General features: G+C 49.6%; 24 protein-coding genes and 1 tRNA gene. 22 read left to right on the top strand and 3 right to left on the bottom strand.

Features of this window, described 5'->3' with window-relative positions; genetic code table 11:
- From SBI19_RS05785 to queC, 20 genes are all read left to right on the top strand, one after another.
- The coding region (locus SBI19_RS05785; protein ID WP_317965850.1) for a hypothetical protein at positions 1–205 on the top strand (205 nt) is incomplete at its 5' end.
- 139 nt (positions 206–344) lie between these two features.
- Positions 345–420 (top strand) — tRNA-Thr (locus SBI19_RS05780).
- 143 nt (positions 421–563) lie between these two features.
- Entirely contained in the window at positions 564–1010 is a 447-nt protein-coding gene (locus SBI19_RS05775; protein WP_317965848.1) for an HIT family protein, read from the top strand.
- Positions 1011–1072: 62 nt separating this feature from the next.
- Positions 1073–1327 carry a hypothetical protein gene (locus SBI19_RS05770; RefSeq protein ID WP_317965846.1) on the top strand — a complete coding sequence of 85 codons (255 nt, stop codon included), beginning with the start codon at positions 1073–1075 and terminating at the stop codon, positions 1325–1327.
- Positions 1328–1433: 106 nt separating this feature from the next.
- On the top strand, positions 1434–2057 hold the full coding sequence (locus SBI19_RS05765; RefSeq protein WP_317965844.1) for a polysaccharide deacetylase family protein: 624 nt from the start codon (positions 1434–1436) through the stop codon (positions 2055–2057).
- Complete coding sequence (locus tag SBI19_RS05760; RefSeq protein ID WP_317965842.1) at positions 2057–2866, top strand: helix-turn-helix domain-containing protein; 810 nt, start codon at positions 2057–2059, stop codon at positions 2864–2866. The genes SBI19_RS05765 and SBI19_RS05760 overlap by 1 nt, the downstream gene beginning before the upstream one ends.
- Positions 2867–2985: 119 nt before the next feature.
- Positions 2986–3555, top strand: coding sequence for a nucleotidyltransferase family protein (locus tag SBI19_RS05755; protein ID WP_317965840.1), 570 nt, complete (start codon positions 2986–2988; stop codon positions 3553–3555).
- Between the two features lie 23 nt (positions 3556–3578).
- Entirely contained in the window at positions 3579–4028 is a 450-nt protein-coding gene (locus tag SBI19_RS05750; protein ID WP_317965838.1) for a GNAT family N-acetyltransferase, read from the top strand.
- Between the two features lie 39 nt (positions 4029–4067).
- A complete protein-coding gene (locus SBI19_RS05745) occupies positions 4068–4424 on the top strand; it encodes a VOC family protein (protein WP_317965836.1) in 357 nt (118 codons plus the stop codon).
- A gap of 49 nt (positions 4425–4473) precedes the next feature.
- On the top strand, positions 4474–5139 hold the full coding sequence (locus SBI19_RS05740) for an HAD family hydrolase (protein ID WP_317965834.1): 666 nt from the start codon (positions 4474–4476) through the stop codon (positions 5137–5139).
- A gap of 40 nt (positions 5140–5179) precedes the next feature.
- Complete coding sequence (locus SBI19_RS05735) at positions 5180–5926, top strand: metallophosphoesterase family protein (RefSeq protein ID WP_317965832.1); 747 nt, start codon at positions 5180–5182, stop codon at positions 5924–5926.
- 190 nt (positions 5927–6116) lie between these two features.
- On the top strand, positions 6117–7157 hold the full coding sequence (locus SBI19_RS05730; protein ID WP_317965830.1) for a hypothetical protein: 1041 nt from the start codon (positions 6117–6119) through the stop codon (positions 7155–7157).
- On the top strand, positions 7126–7671 hold the full coding sequence (gene lepB, locus SBI19_RS05725) for a signal peptidase I (protein WP_317965828.1): 546 nt from the start codon (positions 7126–7128) through the stop codon (positions 7669–7671). Before SBI19_RS05730 ends, lepB begins: the two co-directional genes overlap by 32 nt.
- Before the next feature lie 15 nt (positions 7672–7686).
- Positions 7687–8388, top strand: a complete 702-nt coding sequence (locus SBI19_RS05720) for an HAD family hydrolase (RefSeq protein WP_317965826.1) — start codon at positions 7687–7689, stop codon at positions 8386–8388.
- Between the two features lie 251 nt (positions 8389–8639).
- On the top strand, positions 8640–9104 hold the full coding sequence (locus SBI19_RS05715; RefSeq protein ID WP_317965824.1) for a GyrI-like domain-containing protein: 465 nt from the start codon (positions 8640–8642) through the stop codon (positions 9102–9104).
- A gap of 18 nt (positions 9105–9122) precedes the next feature.
- A complete protein-coding gene (locus tag SBI19_RS05710) occupies positions 9123–10088 on the top strand; it encodes a DMT family transporter (RefSeq protein ID WP_317965822.1) in 966 nt (321 codons plus the stop codon).
- A gap of 53 nt (positions 10089–10141) precedes the next feature.
- Entirely contained in the window at positions 10142–10972 is an 831-nt protein-coding gene (locus SBI19_RS05705; protein ID WP_317965820.1) for a PhzF family phenazine biosynthesis protein, read from the top strand.
- A 240-nt stretch (positions 10973–11212) separates the two neighbouring features.
- Positions 11213–11689: a 6-carboxytetrahydropterin synthase QueD gene (gene queD, locus SBI19_RS05700; protein WP_317965818.1), complete on the top strand. Its 477-nt coding sequence runs from the start codon at positions 11213–11215 to the stop codon at positions 11687–11689.
- Positions 11682–12398: a 7-carboxy-7-deazaguanine synthase QueE gene (locus SBI19_RS05695; protein WP_317965816.1), complete on the top strand. Its 717-nt coding sequence runs from the start codon at positions 11682–11684 to the stop codon at positions 12396–12398. The genes queD and SBI19_RS05695 overlap by 8 nt, the downstream gene beginning before the upstream one ends.
- A gap of 20 nt (positions 12399–12418) precedes the next feature.
- Entirely contained in the window at positions 12419–13135 is a 717-nt protein-coding gene (gene queC / locus SBI19_RS05690) for a 7-cyano-7-deazaguanine synthase QueC (RefSeq protein ID WP_317965814.1), read from the top strand.
- 92 nt (positions 13136–13227) lie between these two features.
- On the opposite strand, the gene SBI19_RS05685 is transcribed toward queC, so the two are convergent.
- Positions 13228–14421, bottom strand: a complete 1194-nt coding sequence (locus SBI19_RS05685; RefSeq protein WP_317965812.1) for a GGDEF domain-containing protein — start codon at positions 14419–14421, stop codon at positions 13228–13230.
- Positions 14422–14625: 204 nt separating this feature from the next.
- On the opposite strand from SBI19_RS05685, the gene SBI19_RS05680 reads away from it, so the two are divergent.
- Entirely contained in the window at positions 14626–15780 is a 1155-nt protein-coding gene (locus SBI19_RS05680; protein WP_317965811.1) for a glycosyltransferase family 4 protein, read from the top strand.
- Between the two features lie 75 nt (positions 15781–15855).
- On the opposite strand, the gene SBI19_RS05675 is transcribed toward SBI19_RS05680, so the two are convergent.
- Together SBI19_RS05675 and SBI19_RS05670 are read right to left on the bottom strand one after the other, a co-directional pair.
- Positions 15856–16929: a YkvI family membrane protein gene (locus tag SBI19_RS05675; protein ID WP_317965810.1), complete on the bottom strand. Its 1074-nt coding sequence runs from the start codon at positions 16927–16929 to the stop codon at positions 15856–15858.
- A 102-nt stretch (positions 16930–17031) separates the two neighbouring features.
- Complete coding sequence (locus SBI19_RS05670; protein WP_317965809.1) at positions 17032–17679, bottom strand: hypothetical protein; 648 nt, start codon at positions 17677–17679, stop codon at positions 17032–17034.
- A 188-nt stretch (positions 17680–17867) separates the two neighbouring features.
- On the opposite strand from SBI19_RS05670, the gene SBI19_RS05665 reads away from it, so the two are divergent.
- The gene (locus SBI19_RS05665; protein WP_317965807.1) at positions 17868–18437 is read left to right on the top strand and encodes a xanthine phosphoribosyltransferase; all 570 of its coding nucleotides are present in this window, start codon (positions 17868–17870) and stop codon (positions 18435–18437) included.
- Positions 18438–18499: the final 62 nt, after the last annotated feature.

Raw genomic sequence — 18499 nt, 5'->3', positions numbered from 1 at the left:
CGAGGTGGAAGCGCAGCAATGCGTGCAGCTGACGAGTACTAATCGATCGAGGGCTTATCCTAAACAAGCATTACTTAAGCTAAAGTTTCAAACATTCGCATCCAGTTTTGAAGGTGTAACCTTCAGCGAGCATCAGAGCGACACTGTCGAGCTTTTGCTTACAATGAAGATTCAAAAATTGGCTGTTAAGCACCGAGAAGGTTGATTTAGACCGAAGAATGAGTAGCGGAGTGTAGGCTAACCCTACATGAGCAACGGAGTTCGAGGGCTGGATCAAGATTCGATGCCGAATATGCAACCTGAGATACCTCGTGATCAACGGACGATTTTTGAATTACTTATATGCCGGTGTAGCTCAGTTGGTAGAGCAACTGACTTGTAATCAGTAGGTCGTGGGTTCGACTCCTATCGCCGGCACCATTTTATAAACGAACATCCCGTTCTAAGACTTATCGTCTTGGTTCGGGATTTTTTGTTTTTCAAACTTGCTGTTCATTTTATTAGTTATATGGTAAATTTCAACTACTCTAATAACAGGAAGAGAGAAGGAGGTGCTGCAATAGATGGTATGCTTAGGATGTAGAATTGCGAACGGGATTGAACCGAACATAAACATCGTGTATGAGAATGAATGGATTACATGTGTACTCGATATCGCCCCGTTTAATGAAGGACATACCTTAATTCTTCCGAAGAAGCATTTCCTGGATGTTGAGGATATGGATGCCGAGACGGCTTACGCTGTCATGGATGCCTCAAGGAAACTTTCGGTTGTCATCAAGCAGTCGTTCCGCCCTGACGGAATAAGCGTTATTCAAAATGGCGGGAAGTTCAATGACCTTACCCATTATCACATGCATTTGATACCAAGATACGAAGGAGACGGTTTTGCTTGGAGTGATCCACTGCTGCCGCACGGCGCGGAGCAGCGATTGAGCCAGACGAAAGAGAAGATGATATTGCTTGGATTATTGAGTGCGAGTGATACGCCATCTATCATATCTACCTAGGCCTGTACATACCTATAGAAGAGATAACGTAACAATTCTCTAATATAAGGTGGTAGTGTTGAATGGCGAAATCGAATCGTGGGCGGTCTATTTGGAAGATCGAGAACAGATCGAGAGGCATATGCCCGGTATGTCACGCAACAAGAGTGAAGCTTCTGTATACGAAGACAAAATCAGATCGTACACAAGTGAAGGTGTGCAAAAAATGCTCGAACGCGGATGCCAGTAGGATCGATGCAGCAATCGATACGAGCACAACGGCTTATCGTCGTAAGCACCGGAGAGCGTTTGATCTGCAGTTTAACAGCGGCAAATAATAGTTGCTTGAAACCAGCCTATTCAGAGGCTGGTTTTTAGCTTTGTCAGGCTAGGGGGATGCTGTATACTAGACTTACTATGAGCGCGAGAAGGGGAGAACATCCAATGAAGCTAGTGGATCATGCAACTACGAGGAAGAATGTAATCGCATTCACGTTTGATGACGGACCGGATCCGATCTATACACCGCAGGTGTTATCGTTGTTCCGTGAAGTTGGCGGCAAGGCGACGTTCTATATGATTGGCAGTCAAGTGGAGGCGAATCCTGATATTGCTCGCATGGTCTATGCGGAAGGACATGAGCTCGGCAATCATACCTATACCCATCCGAATCTGACGGAGCTTGATCCCTCAGACATTGTGAGCGAGCTTACGCGCACCGATCAGATCATCAAGCTTGAGACAGGCGCGGTAGTTCGCACATTCCGCCCACCGTATTTAGCGCACAACGATGAAGTGGATACGACAATTTCTGAACACTTTGGTTACCCGTCCATTGGTGCGATGAATATGAATTCCAATGACTGGAGCGATCCGGGTGTAGAGCATATCGTAACAGAGTCGCGCGATCATCTATGTGGGGGAAACATTATAATTTTTCATGACGGAGGAAGTGACCGTTCGCAGACGGTGGAGGCAGTCCGTCAATTGATTCATATGGCAGCAGAGCGCGGTTTGCAAATGGTGACCGTTAGTGAGCTGCTCCGCATTGCGGAATGTGAAGCGTAATGTCGTCATCGATGAATCAGTATGATCGGCCCGAGAATTATGGGCATCATTCGTCCGGACCGATCTTCGGTGGTCACTTCAACGAGAATGAAGCCTATCAAGTGGCCAGGCCAGCTGGGATGAACGATTGGCTTCTCGCTTATACGCTTGGCGGGGAAGGTTATTTTCGAACGCCTGCAGGGGAGAAGCGTGTTGGGGAAGGCACCTTGTCGCTGCTTCGTGCCGGTGTGCCGCATACGTATGGCACAGCCGCTGGCGAGAGCTGGAATTTCATGTGGGTGCATTGTCATCGAATACATGAATTCAGCTATTTGCCACAGGAAGAGGTGTTTGTGCATACGATTCCTGAAGGAGAGCTGCGAGCACGCGTCCATCAGGCGTTCCTCAGCATGCTGCATGATTCAAGAGAACGAAGCAGCTATTGGGAGCAGCTGTGCAGCAACTCCCTGCAGGAGATTATTCTGCTCCTTGCCAGACGAACCGACCGTGTGCTCGATCCCCGCATCGAGCAGACGCTGCAGCATTTGTCCAGCCATATGATCGAACCGCTGCGTATCGACGAATTGGCTGCAGCAGTCAATCTGTCTACTTCGCGTCTGTCACATCTGTTCAAGCAGCAGACAGGCACGACCATGATTGAGCATTTGAACCGTATGCGAATCGAACAGGCAGCGCTGCTCCTCAAACATTCAGGACGGAATGCGACCGAAGCGGCTCTGGATGTTGGGTTTAATAACTATAACCATTTTGCAGAGTTGTTCAGGCGGCATTATGGGTTAAGTCCTAGCAAGTATGAAACTTCGTTCTAGCACCGACCTCAGCGGTCGGTTTTTTTGTTTCAAAAAATGGAAGATTATATTAAGATAGATTAATCTAATCTCTTGGCCGCAATAAGGCTTTTGTACAAAATTCGATCCGGAGGTAATGAATGCAGCCTGGTATAGAGACTTCATTTGAAGCTCGGCTTCGACAGATTATTACTCGTCATCATGGTATTATGAGCGATTTAAGGCTGGTGAAGGCGCTTAGGCTTCCCGACTGGTATATCGCTGCTGGCTACATTCGAAGTTGCGTGTGGGACGAACTTCATGGGTTTGAGCCCGGTGACCGTCACGATGATATCGACGTGATTTATTACGATCCATCGGATTGTTCCGAGGCAAGAGAGAAGGAACTGGAGCTGCTGCTGAAGCAGCAAACCGGCAACTCGAAATGGTCGGTCAAAAATCAAGCTCGGATGCATATCCGCAATGGCGATGCGCCTTACGAATCATCGGCAGATGCGATGAGCTTGTGGCCGGAGACGGCAACGGCTGTTGGCGTCCGATTAGACGATGCAGATGAGCTGCAGATTGCTGCGCCATATGGACTTGCAGATTTATTCCACGTCGTGCTGCGCAGAAGCCCAAGATTTAAGGATCACGCGTATTACTTGGGGCGTATGTACAAGAAGCAATGGCAGAGGCAATGGCCCAAACTGCATGTCTTAGAGGACTGATGCTTTCTAGGAGGGTCTCATCGATGAAACCAATGATAAGAAAGATTCAAGCTCATGAACTAGAAGATTTGCTTCAGTTATATACCGATTTGCACAAGCAAGATGCTCCGCTGGAACGTGGCGATCGGCTTAATGAACAGTGGAGGAGGATGTTGGCTAATCCAGGTTTGGAGATTTGGGTCGTGGAGTCTGAGGGGAAGCTTGCTGCCTCCTGCACGCTCGTGATTGTCGATAATTTGACGCGGGGAGGCAGGTCGTATGCGTTGATTGAAAATGTTGTCACTCGCGCAGACCAGCGACGTCGCGGTTACGGTCATGCGGTGCTTCAGCAAGCAATCGAGTCTGCACGAGAACGAGGCTGCTACAAGGTCATGCTTATGACTGGTTCGAAGCGGGATGAGGTCCATCAATTTTATGAAGGCGTCGGTTTCGTGAAAGGCGTTAAAACCGGCTTCATTATAAATTTCGAATAACAATGATGAACGAACCTTACCTAAGGAGCGAAGAAGACGATGCCTGCGTTGGTGGAGAATAACATTATTGGCGTAATGGTATATGTGAAACAGCTGAAGGAAGCAAGCGAGTGGTACTGCAGTAAGCTGGGTTTCGAGCTGGGCGCTTATGACGAGAACGATTTCGCAGAGTTGATGATCGATGATAGTTATGTCATGCATCTATTCCGCGACGATAATTGCGTTCCTTATGCCAGAGCGGCCTTCACCTTCAGTACGGATAACATCGCCTATATTCATGGCGTATTGAAACGAAGAGGCGTACAGGTTGAGCCGATTCAGACGTACAGCGACGAACATCAATCGTTCAGTTTCCGTGATTGTGAAGGCAATGCGCTGATGGTGTCACAATTCTAACACAGCGTAATGAAAACTTTTATCTGATATTAAGGAAGAGGTTTCTATCATGCGATACAATCATATTCTATTCGACTTGGACGGTACGCTTACCGATCCAGGTGTTGGCATTACGAAGTCGGTTCAGTACTCGCTCCATAAGTTCGGTATCGAGGAGGAATGCGATGCGTTGAAATCGTTCATCGGACCGCCGCTGCAAGTGTCGTTCCGTGAGAAATACGGCTTCACCGAAGAGCAGGTGACGGAAGCGGTTGCTTACTATCGTGAGTATTTCAGCGAGCATGGCATCTTCGAGAACGAGCTGTATCCGGCGATGAAGGAGTCGCTATTGAAATTGATGGAAGCAGGCTGCACGCTTCATGTCGCCACATCTAAGCCGACTGTTTTCGCTGAGCGAATTTTGCATCACTTCGATATTATGTCATGCTTCAAGTCTGTCGCAGGCAGCTTCTTGGATGGCACTCGATCGGATAAATCCGAGATTATTGCTCATGTTCTACAGGAACAAGGCATTGCTGCCGTAGACGCGATTATGATCGGGGACCGCAAACATGATCTTATTGGCGCCTCGAATAATCAGATAGCCTCAATTGGTGTTGCTTACGGTTATGGCACTCTGGAGGAATTGGCCGCTTGCGAGCCTGCGGTTATCGTGAATACGGTTCAGGAATTAGTCGATTGGCTGCTTGAACCTGCAATAACAAGCGCTTTTTAGGGACAGGAACTATATGAAGCAGTAGGAAGGAGTTCTAGTTATGCAGCGAACAATTGCGATCAGTGATATACACGGATGTGTCGAAGAGTTGAATGAGCTGTTGGCTCGAATGAAATATAAGCCGGATCGTGATCGGCTCATGCTGCTCGGAGATTATGTTGACCGTGGACCGAACTCGAGCGGCACCGTCAAGAGGGTAATGGAGCTCGTACATAATGGGGCGATAGCGTTGCGAGGCAATCACGACCAGCGTCTTGTCGATCTTGCAAGAGTTGGCGATGATCAGACGATTCATAAATTTCTGACGCATGGCGGACTTGCGACAGCATCCAGCTACTTGGATGAGACGGTCGATATTTCAGATTGGACACCTGGCCTTGAGGTTAGTGTGCGTAATATCGAACGGCTGCGTGAACGGTTGAACGACAAATATGAGAACCATATTTCATTTTTGAGCAATCTCCCTTTGTTTGCGGAGGACGAACGTCATCTCTATGTACATGCAGGGATACATCCGGATTATCGGGATAATTGGCGGTTGCAGCCGGAACATGAATTCATGTATGTCAAAGAACCATTCTGGGGCGTTCCTACAGGATTGGATCGCAAGGTGGTGTTCGGCCATACAAGAGCGGTCGAGCTGCATGGACAACCATCTGTCTGGTTCACCGGCGATAAAATTGGAATCGATGGCGGCTGTGCCTACGGTCAGCAGTTGAACGGAGTTGAAATTACTAGCAGCGGCTATGCGGTCTGGAATGTTCCTTCTTATCGTCAACAACGGTAGAACCTATGAAAGTATTTCCTAATTAGGTTTCCCGATGGGATAATCGTTCTGGTGAGAGGCACCTTTTTTAAAATTTTAGAGAAACTTTATCCGTCACTGCCTGCCTGATCGTTTAGACTAAAATGAATAGGTATTTATACCTGTTCATTGGTTGAGCTATCACTGGTAATTGGAAGGGCGGATCAGCGTCATGACTCATACAGAGCGGTTAATGAATACCGCTAGGGAGTATATCGTTTCAAATAAGCAATCGGATTGGGTGTTTGCGTATGCAGGCGGATCAGTTGGAAGAGGAGATGCCGACGCGTACAGTAATCTTAATCTGTATATCGTAGTTTCTTCTATCGACTGCAAATGGAATTGTTCGAATGTCTTATATGATGGCGTTACGATCCATCTCAATATTCAGTCATGGGAAGGCAGCGGCGTCATGCGTTCGAAGCCGTGGGCACACCGATTTTTGCGCGAAGCACGCATCGTCTACGATCCTCATGGCGCATTCGATTCGCTTAAGCCTGCAGCGCTTGAGTACTTCGAGAGCGCCGAGGGGCGCAGGAAGATGCTGGTTCAATCACAAGAGCAAGTTCAGCATTATTTGCAGTGTTTGGACAGCTGCATCCGCAATGACGATCTGCTTGGCGCATCTTTAGCTGTTCAAGCAGCTTGGATGGCAGCAACGTCGAGCGTCGCCTGGATGCGTCATGGTGCCTGTTCGAATGGCCGCGTGCTATCGATTATTCAGACGGAAGAGCCTGAAACCTATACAGCGTTCCGTAGTATTTGTGCTCAGGAGAATGCCGTGCCGATCGATGGTTCATTGATGTCGTTGGCGAATTACCGGCATTATTTGCGAGAGCAGAATGGTTCGATTAGCGGCCTTGAGCCGGTTATGGACATGCAGATTGCTCGAAAAGTAGAGAGGATGCTATCGGCTGGCAGCGAAATCCATACCGTGCATTGGCTGCTCCGAAGAGAAGCGGTGCGCTGCTATATCGCTGCAGGCGGCACTTTCCGGAATTTCGGCATCCATTACCATCGTTCGCCATATCCGATCCAGCATCATTTAGACCAGTTAGGATTTATTGCATACTCGTCCAAGCAGTTATCGGAGTTGCTTCGTCAAGTCGATCGGCTCGCCGACCAGGCGAAACGGGCATCTGAAATTACGATTCACGAGATCAGTCGGGAGAGTGGAATTGTTGGAAAATCAGACCGAAACCAAACGTCCTAAGAAATGGACGAGAGAGCTTCGTGAATGGCTGACAGCGATTGCTGTCGCTGTCATTCTGTCTCTGCTGATTCAGAACTACGCTTTTGCTCAAGTGCAAGTGTTTAATATCTCGATGCAGAATACGCTTGTAGAAGGCCAGCGTCTATTCGAAGACAAGCTGTCCTATCATATTACGGAACCGAAGCGGGGCGAAATTGTAATTATTAACAGCAAGGAAGAACATCGGAATCTCGTTAAGCGCGTCATTGCGTTGCCTGGCGAGACGATCGATTTTCGTGATGGCGCAGTCTTCGTTAACGACGTGAAGCTTGATGAGCCTTATACCAAAGGACAGTCTTATCCGAACAACTTCAAGACGCCTTATATGGTGCCGGATGACCACGTGTTTGTGTTAGGAGACAACCGGGAACGCAGCGAAGACAGCCGAGTTTTCGGTGCTGTGAGTTACGCAGATATCGATGGCCGCGTATTGTTCCGTGTATGGCCGCTGAACAAATTTGGTTCGATTGGATAGGGGCGAAGGGAAGCTATGACGATTCGTGCGTTATTGTTCGATTTTGACGGATTGACCGTTGATACAGAGACGCTGTGGTATGAGGCCTTTGTCGAGTTGTACCGCGATCATGGGCAGGAGCTTTCTCTGGAACAATATGCCCAGTGTATCGGCACGACATTCGCCTCGTTCGATCCGTACCAAGAATTGATGAATCGAGGGGTGGATCGCTCCCGCGAAGAGCTGAAGCGGATGGTTGATGCGATATATACCAATAAAACGGGTCAGCTCGAACTTCGTCCTGGCGTTAGGGCTTATCTGGATGAAGCAAAGTCATTAGGTTTGCGTATTGCGATTGTATCCAGCTCCGAAAGGGCATGGATTGACCCTTATATCCGGCGATTTGAACTAGATGGTTATTATGATCTAATCATGACGGGAGATAAGGTCGAGCACGTGAAGCCAGATCCTGCGCTCTATCTGAAAGCATTAAATGAGCTGCAAATAAATGCCGACGAAGCGATAGCGTTCGAGGATTCCTTGAACGGCCTGAAGGCGGCCAAACAGGCCGGCATACGCTGCATCGTTGTCCCGAATCCCGCTACTCGCGCTTTTCCGTTCGAAACGGTAGGTTATGATGGAATGCTGAGTTCGATGGCGGAGATGCCGATTCATGAACTGCTCGAGGCTATAGAGGCGAACACGGTGTTGTCACAACAACGAAATGATCCTGCATAGCAATTGAATAATGGATAAGGGCGATACGGAACTTACTTCCGATGTATCGCTCTTTTTTTGTCAAATCTGCATAATGACTAGATAGGAGGGCATCCTGTCGTGGTGCCTGCATATGCGAAATTGCTGTAAATGACCCGGATTGTCGAAACAATCGTATACCCTTGCCCTAGTAAAACATGATACACTAAGGACACGGCTACAGTGCGAAGCCGCCGGTGTTCACCATTTCTGATTGCAAGGAGGAGTGCGCCTTGGATAACTGCTCGATCATTGCGAAGCCCGCCATCCATTTGGTCGGAATAAGCTACTGCGGACCCTATTCGACGTTTCCGGATGAATCGATCCGCTTGCAGGGCGAATTTCTCGCTAGGAGACATGAACTTAACGGGGCGGAACTTTCCTCCGCATTGTACAGTCCTTATTTTGGCAATGAAGTGTTTGCTACCTATTGGGCGTGCTATGAAGTGAATCATCTTAAGCATGTACCGCCGGGCATGGTGCAGTTCACAATTCCAGAGCGCAAATATGCGATGGTCACTTGTACGAATAAGCGGATCGGAGAGGGCTACGATCAGCTGACGTCTTGGATGACGGAGCATAAGCTCGCCAAGCAGGATACGGCCGTGTCGCTTGAAATTTTTTACCTCGACGAGCATTTGGAAGAAGTGACGGTCGATCTGCTGATCCCGTTAACCGAAAGTTCGAATACAGAATAAAGGTCTTGATATCGTCTAATGAATGCTAAATCGTTTTTCACACACCCGCTCGGCATTGTCGCCGGCTCAGTCGGCGCAACGCTGCTGTGGGGGAGTGCTTATCCAACACTTAAAAGCAGCTATGAGGAACTCGGTATCGATGGGACGGATTGGTTTGAACAGCTGTTGTTCGCCGGTTATCGTTTCACGCTTGCCGGATTGCTCATTTTTTTATTTATGATCGCAATTAAGGAACCGCTCAAATTTAGATCGGGATCGACTCGAGCGGTTCTGACGCTTGCGCTCGTGCAGACCGTCCTGCAGTACATGTTTTTCTACACGGGCTTATCGCACAGCTCAGGCGTATTCGGTGCTGTAATCTCAGGGACCATTACGTTCTTCTCTATTATTTTTGTACATTTCGCGGACCCGACCGATCGGATAAACCGTCGCAAAGCGGGAGGACTGCTGCTTGGGCTTGCAGGTCTGCTGCTGCTGGCTATTCCGAAGGGGGTAGAGCTCGGCTGGCACAATGCTTTCGGACAGGGTGAACTCCTGTTGCTTGGAGCTGCGCTCTTCGCTGGTTATGGCAACTTGTTATCGAAGCGGTCGGTATCGAAGTTTCCGGTTGCGTATGTGAATGGATATCAAATGGTAATTGGCGGCCTTGCGCTTATCCTCATCGGAGGAATCGCCGAAGGATTCGCACCTTTTCAATGGACGACTAAGGCAATCGTACTGTTGTTCTATTCTGCCCTTATTTCCTCTGCGGGCTTCGTCTTGTGGAATTATGTGATGAAATACAATTCTGTTGGTTCGACCGCCTCGTTCCTGTTCCTCACTCCGGTATTCGGCGTTATTATGTCGGCGCTCTTCCTGCGTGAAGAAGTCGGTATCGCGGTCATCGCCTCGCTAACGGCAGTATGCTGCGGCATCGTGCTCGTTAATCGGAAAGCAAAGAAAGAGAAGGAACAGCTCGCAGCGAAGTCAGCGACAGTTCGGTAACACTGCGCGATCAGCTAGAGGCTGAAGATGTTTCTTATCAAGGAGGAAGATTGATGAGTTCATACGCTTCGATTCAACAGCCTGGCAGTTCCATTCCGATATGGATCGTCGATGCATTCACGGCTACGCCCTTCAGCGGTAATCCCGCTGCCGTGTGTTTATTAGACGTCCAGCCGTCACGGGACTGGATGCTGCGCGTAGCAGCAGAAATGAATTTGTCTGAGACGGCCTTCCTTCGTCCGCTCGAGGATGGCATGTATGAGTTGAGATGGTTTACACCACGCGTTGAGGTCGATCTATGTGGTCATGCAACGTTAGCCGCCGCTCACATTCTGTATGAGACAGGTCGGATCGGTGAGCAAGAAGCAGCTCGGTTCGAGACGAAGAGCGGAGTTATTACCGCATATCGAGATAATGGCGGCATACGTCTGGATTTTCCTTCGGAGCCAGTCAGTCCGCTGTCACCTCCAGAAGAGCTCATCGAAGCGCTCGGGTTCATCCCGCGATTTGTCGGCAGCAATCGCCTCGATTATTTGGTGGAAGCCGATGATGAAGCAACCGTCAGGGGACTGCAGCCGGATCTGGCGCTGCTGCGAACGCTCCAGACAAGGGGCGTTATTGTGACGAGTCGATCGAAAGCGACGAGCAGTTATGATTTTGTATCCCGAGCATTCTTCCCAGCAATCGGGGTTGATGAGGACCCTGTGACAGGCTCGGCTCATTGCGCACTAGCCCCATACTGGGCGAAGCGGCTCCGCAAGGATGAACTCCGAGCTTACCAAGCTTCAGCCCGCGGAGGAAGCTTGACCGTTCGCGTGGAAGAGGATCGCGTCATGCTGATCGGGCAGGCGATTACGGTGTTATCAGGCCGATTGTTGGCCTAAACTTCTCGTGCTGCTTCGTGATCTAAAGCGGACTTTTTGAACTTCCTCAAGTAAGTTCGTGTTCAAAAAGACCGGTTTTCAGCACCTGATGTCGACTACGCTTCCTGTGCTTCATCGTGATCAAAAGCGGGCTTTTTAAACTTCCTCTAGAATCTACTTGTTATAGATGGGGGCATGTCTCATTGTAGGGGCCATGCCCCCATGCTATAATAGGCGTATTGCGAACAATGAGGTGCTGTAATGAATTACGAGATTCCAAGAAAAGTGCAGGTCCTTGGTGAGGACATTCAAGCCAATCAACTGCGTTATCATAACCGAAGAGTGCTATTATCCAAAGAATTTACGTTTGATAGCGCGCATCACCTTCATAATTACGATGGCAAGTGCATGAATTTGCACGGGCATACGTACAAAGTCCAGTTGATGATGTCTGGTGTGCCGGATGAACGAGGCATCAGCATTGACTTCTCGGATATGAAGCGAATTGCGCAGGCTCGTATTATCGGGCCGCTCGACCATCGATATTTGAATGAAGTACTGCCACCTATGAACACGACCGCTGAGAATATGGTCGTCTGGATGTATGAGCAGGTGCATGAGGCGCTCGTTGAAGAAGGTCTTTATCCGAGAGTACGTGTGGAGGAAGTGCGGCTGTGGGAAACGCCGACAAGCTTCGCTTCTATCACGCGCCAATGGATGGAGGCAGACCATGAGTAGCATAGACTTGCATCAGGGCGAGCGCGACCCGCTCGATCAGAAGCTTCCAATGGTAGAAATATTCGAAACGGTCGAAGGCGAAGGCACGCGTGCCGGGTTTCCGACCGTTTTTGTGCGTTTGTTCGGCTGCAACCTAAGGTGTACGTGGTGCGACACTACGTATAGCTATCCCCCGGCCAAATCCGAATTCACGCTCTCGATTCGCGAGATCGTCGAACAGGTGCGCAGCTACAAATCCAAGCATATCTGTTTCACTGGCGGGGAGCCGCTTCTGTACGGCGATAAGTCGGCGCGGCTGCTGCAGGCGCTTGCCGACATTGATGGCATTGTCGATGTGCATGTCGAGACGAACGGCGCGATTGGACTAGCTCCATTCTTAGACAAAGTACAAGCTGATAATGTTCGTTACGTCATGGATTACAAGCTGCCCGATTCGGGCGAGAATGAGCGTATGGATCATTCGAACTTTGCGCTGCTTCGTCCGCAGGATGAAGTGAAATTCGTCATTGCGACGGATCGCGATTTCGACTTTGCGGTTGAGACGCTGAATCGGTATCCAACGAAAGCGCTGCCGATGTTTAGTCCCGTATGGGAAAGCATGCCGCCAGCTAAGCTGGTGGAGCGGATGCTTGAAGCGGGATTGTCGCATGTTAAGCTGAATATGCAGCTGCACAAAATTATATGGGACCCGGCGAAGCGCGGCGTCTAATAGAAAGGGCGGATAACGCCATGAGCGATACGAAAAAAGCAGTCATTATACTAAGCGGCGGCTTAGACAGCACGACTTGTATGGGGTACGCCAAGGAAGCAGGTTATGAACTGTATCCGATCACGTTCGATTACGGACAACGGCATCGAATCGAGCTGGAGAAATCGCAGCAAGTCGCTGATTTCTACGGCGTTAGCGACAGATACAAGGTAATAAAGCTTGATTTCCTGCGCGGGATCGGCAACAGTGCGTTGACCGACCATACCATTGCGGTACCCACTAGTACGGGCATTGAAGGGAAGGATGCGGAGGAAGCGGGCAGCGACATTCCGGTTACGTATGTACCAGGACGCAACTTTATGTTCTTGGCGATCGCAACGTCCTTCGCAGAAGCAGTTGGAGCAGAAGCCATCTACATCGGTGTGAATGCACTTGATTACAGCGGTTACCCGGATTGCCGTCCTGACTTTATTGCCAAGGTGCAGGAAGCAATGGCGCTCGCAACGAAGGTTGGTGTGGAAGGCAAGCCAATTACGATTGAGACGCCGCTGATCTCACTCTCTAAGGCGGACATCGTGCGGGAAGGTACGCGAATGGGCGTGCCTTATGAACTCACGACAAGCTGCTACAATGGCGAAGCGGACGCATGCGGAGAGTGCGACAGCTGCAAGCTGCGCTTGAAGGGCTTCAAGGAAGCGGGTCATCGCGATCCGATCCCGTATGCCATTGAACATTGATTTGACATTCGTCCAAAATAAAGGCTGCTCACGACGCGCTTGAAGCGTTTCGTGAGCAGCCTTCTGTCGTTATAAGGAGAGTAGATGATGAATTAGGCTTCGCCAGCAGCTTTACTGCGCCGTGACTTGGAACGATTCGACTTAGCGACGACGGAAACTTTGTTCTTGCCAGTCGTCTTCGAGGTATACATCGCTTCGTCCGCTTCTTTGACGACGTCTAGGACGGTCTGTCCCGAGCTTGATGTACTGACGCCGACACTAATCGTAACGCCTGTCTCCGTCTCTACTCGGCGGCGGATGGTCTCGGCTACGTCTGCAGCGTTACTTTTCACATTGCCGCGTACAGCGGCCAGCAGCTCTTCACCGCCATATCGGCCGGCCGTGCCGATGCCGTTCGATTCTTCCTTGATAATATCCGCGACCTTCTTCAGTATAATGTCTGCGGCGTGATGACCTTGTGTATCATTAAGCTTCTTGAAATTATCGATATCGCAAAAAATTATCGAGATGACACCGTGTTCACGCAGCCATTTCTCGCATCGGCTAATGAAATGTTTGCGATTATACAATGAGGTCAAGCCATCTGTAATGGACGATTGATGAATGTCGAGCATGCGTTCAATAACCCATTCGAACAACATAAGGAACAACAGCGTAAAATAGATCAAAGGCACATAATAAGTCAGCATTACAATAAACGGCTTCTCTCCATGAAACACATATCCGTCTGCAACGCTTGCCAATTGATAGAAGAAATAAATGCCGAGACTAAGGACGAACTTGCGGTTTAAGGTAATGCCGCGCGTGTCGACCAGAATGAGAAAGTTAATAATGAGCGCATAGAAATCAAGTGTGAGCACCTGCAGGCTGGAACCGTCGACAGGCTGCTCGAGCAAGCTGCCGTCGAAGTACAGCTGGATGCCGGTCAATAGGAATGGCGCAGCGAGCATCGAGATAAAAGCCCATCCAATCAATCTTCCAGAAGGTCGGGTATATAATTTAATGAAAACAAAGTTTATAATGATGAATGACACGATCTGAACAATGGAAGCCGATAAGTAAGCCCAAGGTGAAGCGTCGGACTCTGAAGAAGCCGTGTACAGTCGGATGATATACTGGCTGCATACGAGCAATAATCCAGCGATCAGCCATCCATAAACCTTGTATCTTCGATAGCTCTGATGAAGCTTCGCCGACATGAACAACATGAGTATTACAATTACGATGACGCATGCAGAGGAGAGAATCATTCCGGTTGAACCGGTTAGCCAATTGACGATCGTCATATGTACGATACCACCAGTTTAATAGAGTTACATATTGTTTGCCGCGCTCATTCTCGAATGAATTCGGTAGATGAGTCTTATTTACAGAAACATATGTTCTAGTATATCATGTTTAAGGCATACCGCCTAGAGACGAAAGTCAGATGATGTCGAAGGACCGTAGGCAGCTTATGTTTCTAGTTTCCAGGTTAGGGGGCAGTTGCCTTGAATATTTTACAAGCATTATTCTTTCCTCCGGAGCAGCCGGGCGGTGTCTCCTCGATGGTGCCATACATTCAGGAACGTTTCAATCGTGCTGGCTGGACGATGGAGCTGTTCTCGCTGCCGAAGCGAGTTCGTAACAAGGGTCACGAAGAGGTTCATTTTGACACGTTCGACGCTGCTGCATTTGCCGGCAATCCAATCGTGGACAAATATTTGCAAACCTACCGCGATTACGTCTGGTGGACGCGAATGCGCATCAAACGTTCCTATGATATGATTCATGCGCATCACCCAATCGCCGCGTTAGTGATGAAGCAGTTGTTTCCAGATACGCCGATCGTTATGACCATTCACTCCAGCTTTGAGCGGGAACTCATCCTCAATGGCCGAATTCAAGAAGGCAGCGAAGAGCATCAATTCTTGACAGCCATCTACGGTGAGCTGGAGCACAAGGTTGATCGATTGCTAACGGTATCGGAATCATTCCGTCAATATATGACGCCTTATCTCAACCATCCTGACAATGTTATCGTCATTCCGAACGGATTTGATGAGAAGCGTTTCCGTCCGATTGCCCATGATAATCAGGTGACGCAGTTCATTACCGTCTGCCGCCTCGTTCCGGCCAAAGGGCTCGACATTCTGCTGCGAGCTTGTGCGAAGCTGAAGCAGGAGGGTCATCCGTTCGTGCTCCACATCATCGGGGACGGTCCGATGCGTGCAGAATTGGAGCAGCTTGCCGTAGAGCTGGACTTATACGATGAAATTATTTTTTATGGCTATATGCTTCATCCGGAAGAATTCATGCCGTTCTTCGACGTATTCGTTCTTCCGTCGAGGGCTGAATCATTCGGTTCCGTATTCGCTGAAGCTGCGCTTTGCTTATTAGCGCTTGTAGGGACGAATGTTGGCGGCATTGGCGAGCAGATCGAGAACGAAGTGAACGGCCTGCTGGTACCGGCAGAGGATGTAGACGCGCTTGCTGAGGCGATGGAGAAGATGATCGTTGACCCGAGCTATCGGTATAATCTTGCGCGTACAGCATGGGATAAAGCGAAACGTGCGTATTCGCTGACTCGCGTCGTGTCCCAGCTGAAAGAGGTTTATGTAAGTTTGTCGCCGCAGCCATTAGAGGACGATGACCATTCGTTTTAGGGCGGGGGTATAGAGAAAGGGTGAACAGATATCGAATCTGTTCACCCTTTTTTTGCTGACTAATTAATTGCTTAGCTATTGTTTGTTGTTGGGATCCCTCGGCCGAGGCTCTGGCTGCATTCTGCGATGTCGGATAATAAGGACGAGCCAGCCTAGGCTGATCATGCCGAATATCGGATACAGCGTAGATACCAGCGGACCGAATCCGATCTGACCTGCCAGATAGCAGAACAATAGGATGATGATCGTGATAATGGAAACAGGCCATTTGACACGCTGGCGAATTTGCAGCGTTAGTCCGTAGATATCAGCGATGAGTGTGGTGAAAATTTCGGCGAAGATGAGGAAAATATAAATCCATTGGGCCGTATGCCCGAGCTGTCTGGCAATGCCGCCCATCGGGATGGCGAACTGCTGAATGCCCGGCATATGAAGGGAGAGGGCAATGTGCCCAGCGAGCAGCATGAAGCCGATGCCGATTCCGCCTACAAGTGAGCCTGTCTTGATTGCTCGGCGATCCTGAATGGACGCACCGAGCGGAACGAGCACGGCTTGTGCCATGGACAGATTGAACGCGGCATATAAGAGCGGAGCGCTCCAAGCGGCGAACAGCGGATCATCGGTCTGCAGCGTGAGCCAACGACTTGACTCTGGCGTCGTAAACGTATCGTACATGACGATACCTGTGAACAGCAGCATCATCGGCACGACGACGCTGTTGACGGCTAGAATCGCGTTCATTCCTTTGCGAAGCAGGAAGAAGCAGCCGACGATCGTAATGAGCAATCCGGACTGATAGGAGAAGTTCCAATTTTCCTCGAAAATCGATCCGGCTCCAGCGAGCATCACAGCGGTTACGCCTAGCAAAATGAGCATCATAAAGATGCTGATCCAGCTCCCGAGCCGCTCGCCGAATAAGGTTTTGTTCAAATCCTCATAAGAGGCAGCTTTGATGTCGGAGCTGATCAGCATCATTTTGGCGCCAAGCCAGATGAACAATACGGTTGAAAGTGTAATCGTGATGGAGCCCCAATAGCCGAATCGAGTGAAAAACTGCAATATTTCTTGTCCTGTCGCAAAGCCCGCGCCTACAACGGTTCCCATATAAGTAAACGCCACTTGCAGCACGACGCCGGTTCGTTTCCACATTTGATCCGTCCCCCGTTTCCGTTCCCCTCTATGACAAGGTATGACGGCGGACGGACAGGCATGACAGGTTGTTGTATCGGCTAGCCTAAGGTTGTATGTAGATTAAACTTCTGTAAACAGTTTGATGGACAAAATTTCATGACTGTCCGGATCGAGGTCCAGCTTGAGCAGCGAGTTCTCGGTCTTGTAAGTGAGCAGGTAGGTCGATTGCGAATCAGGCTTGCCGAGCGCTTTCACCGCTGTTTCTTCGGAATCGCCGACACGGACCCCGTTCAAACCGGTGACAACGTCCTGCGCATAGACTTCGATGAACAGCATGCCTTGATCTGCGCTGCCGAATCCGATGGTGAGACCTTCGTATTCCAAAATATCAATTTTGCCCGTATCGCTGTCCTGCGTATAGCTGTCTGATGGTGTACCAAGCTTCTTCTTCACATCTGCCCTCGGCAAGCTCAGCGAGATGCCGGCGAGCGTCGGCTTTGCCTTGTCCCATTTGGGCTCTTGCTGCTTCGGCTTGGGCTTCGCAGCGCCAGTGGCCTCCAGCGTTCCGCTGTCGGTTGCGCCGTTCCAATCGGCATTGCTGTTCACCGCTTGATTCGGACCGCCGTTATTCGTGTTGATCTGTCCAGCAGCCACCGGATCGTTGCCGACAACTTGCTCGTCCTCTGTAGGGCCCGATGTCAATGAGCAGCCAGCAAGCGTCACAGTCAGCGTCACCGCCAGTATAGATTTCTTCCATGCGTATTTCATCGCAATCGCCTCCGTTCGTCCCAGGTACTTCTATCCTATCAGAGATTGGAAATGGGTGTATATAGATATAACGTGAAATTGTCAGGAAAGGTTACGGACAGTTCAAGGAATGATGATCAGAACGGTTGCGCCGCATATTCGTTATATGGTAAGTTATCGGAAAGGGTTTTTCGGAAAGGAGCTTGACTATGGACAAATTAAAACAACGCATATTAGAGGATGCTTCGGTCAGGTCGACGGACGTAGTGAACCTCGATACGATATTGAACCATCAAGTGGATCCGGTGCTGACGATGGAAATGGGGCGCGAGTTCGCGCGCTTATACGCAGAATCGCAAATTACGAAAGTGATTACCGTTGAATCGTCCGGCATTCCGGTAGCATTCGCAACCGCTCATGAGCTTGGGGTGCCGCTTGTGTTCGCAAGACGGAAGAAGACGCTCATTAATGATCCGGACGCTTATGTAGAGCGTGTGCCGTCGTTTACGAAGGGGATCGTAACCGACCTGCTCGTCTCGCGTTCGATGCTGAGCGAAACAGATCGGGTGCTATTCATTGATGACATTATAGCGAACGGTGATGCGGCGCGCGGATTGGTCAAAATCGTAGAGCGTTCCGGCGCGAAGCTTGCCGGCATCGGCATCGTCGTCGAGAAGTCGTTCCAAGCAGGAGCGAAAGCGCTGCGGGAGCAAGGCTATCGCGTAGAATCGCTCGTTCGCATCTCCTCGCTGTCGAACGGATCGATTTCGTTCGAATAGCACAATCTTTTGCCCAAAATGGTTATTGGGAACTTGTGCTGTACTCTTTTCTTACCTGATAG

Origin of the sequence: Paenibacillus sp. CCS19 (assembly GCF_033239625.1) — a bacterium.
Taxonomy (GTDB): Bacteria; Bacillota; Bacilli; order Paenibacillales; family Paenibacillaceae; genus Paenibacillus_T.
Note: the sequence above shows the minus strand (reverse complement) of the source record. Positions and strands in the feature narration are given on the sequence as shown.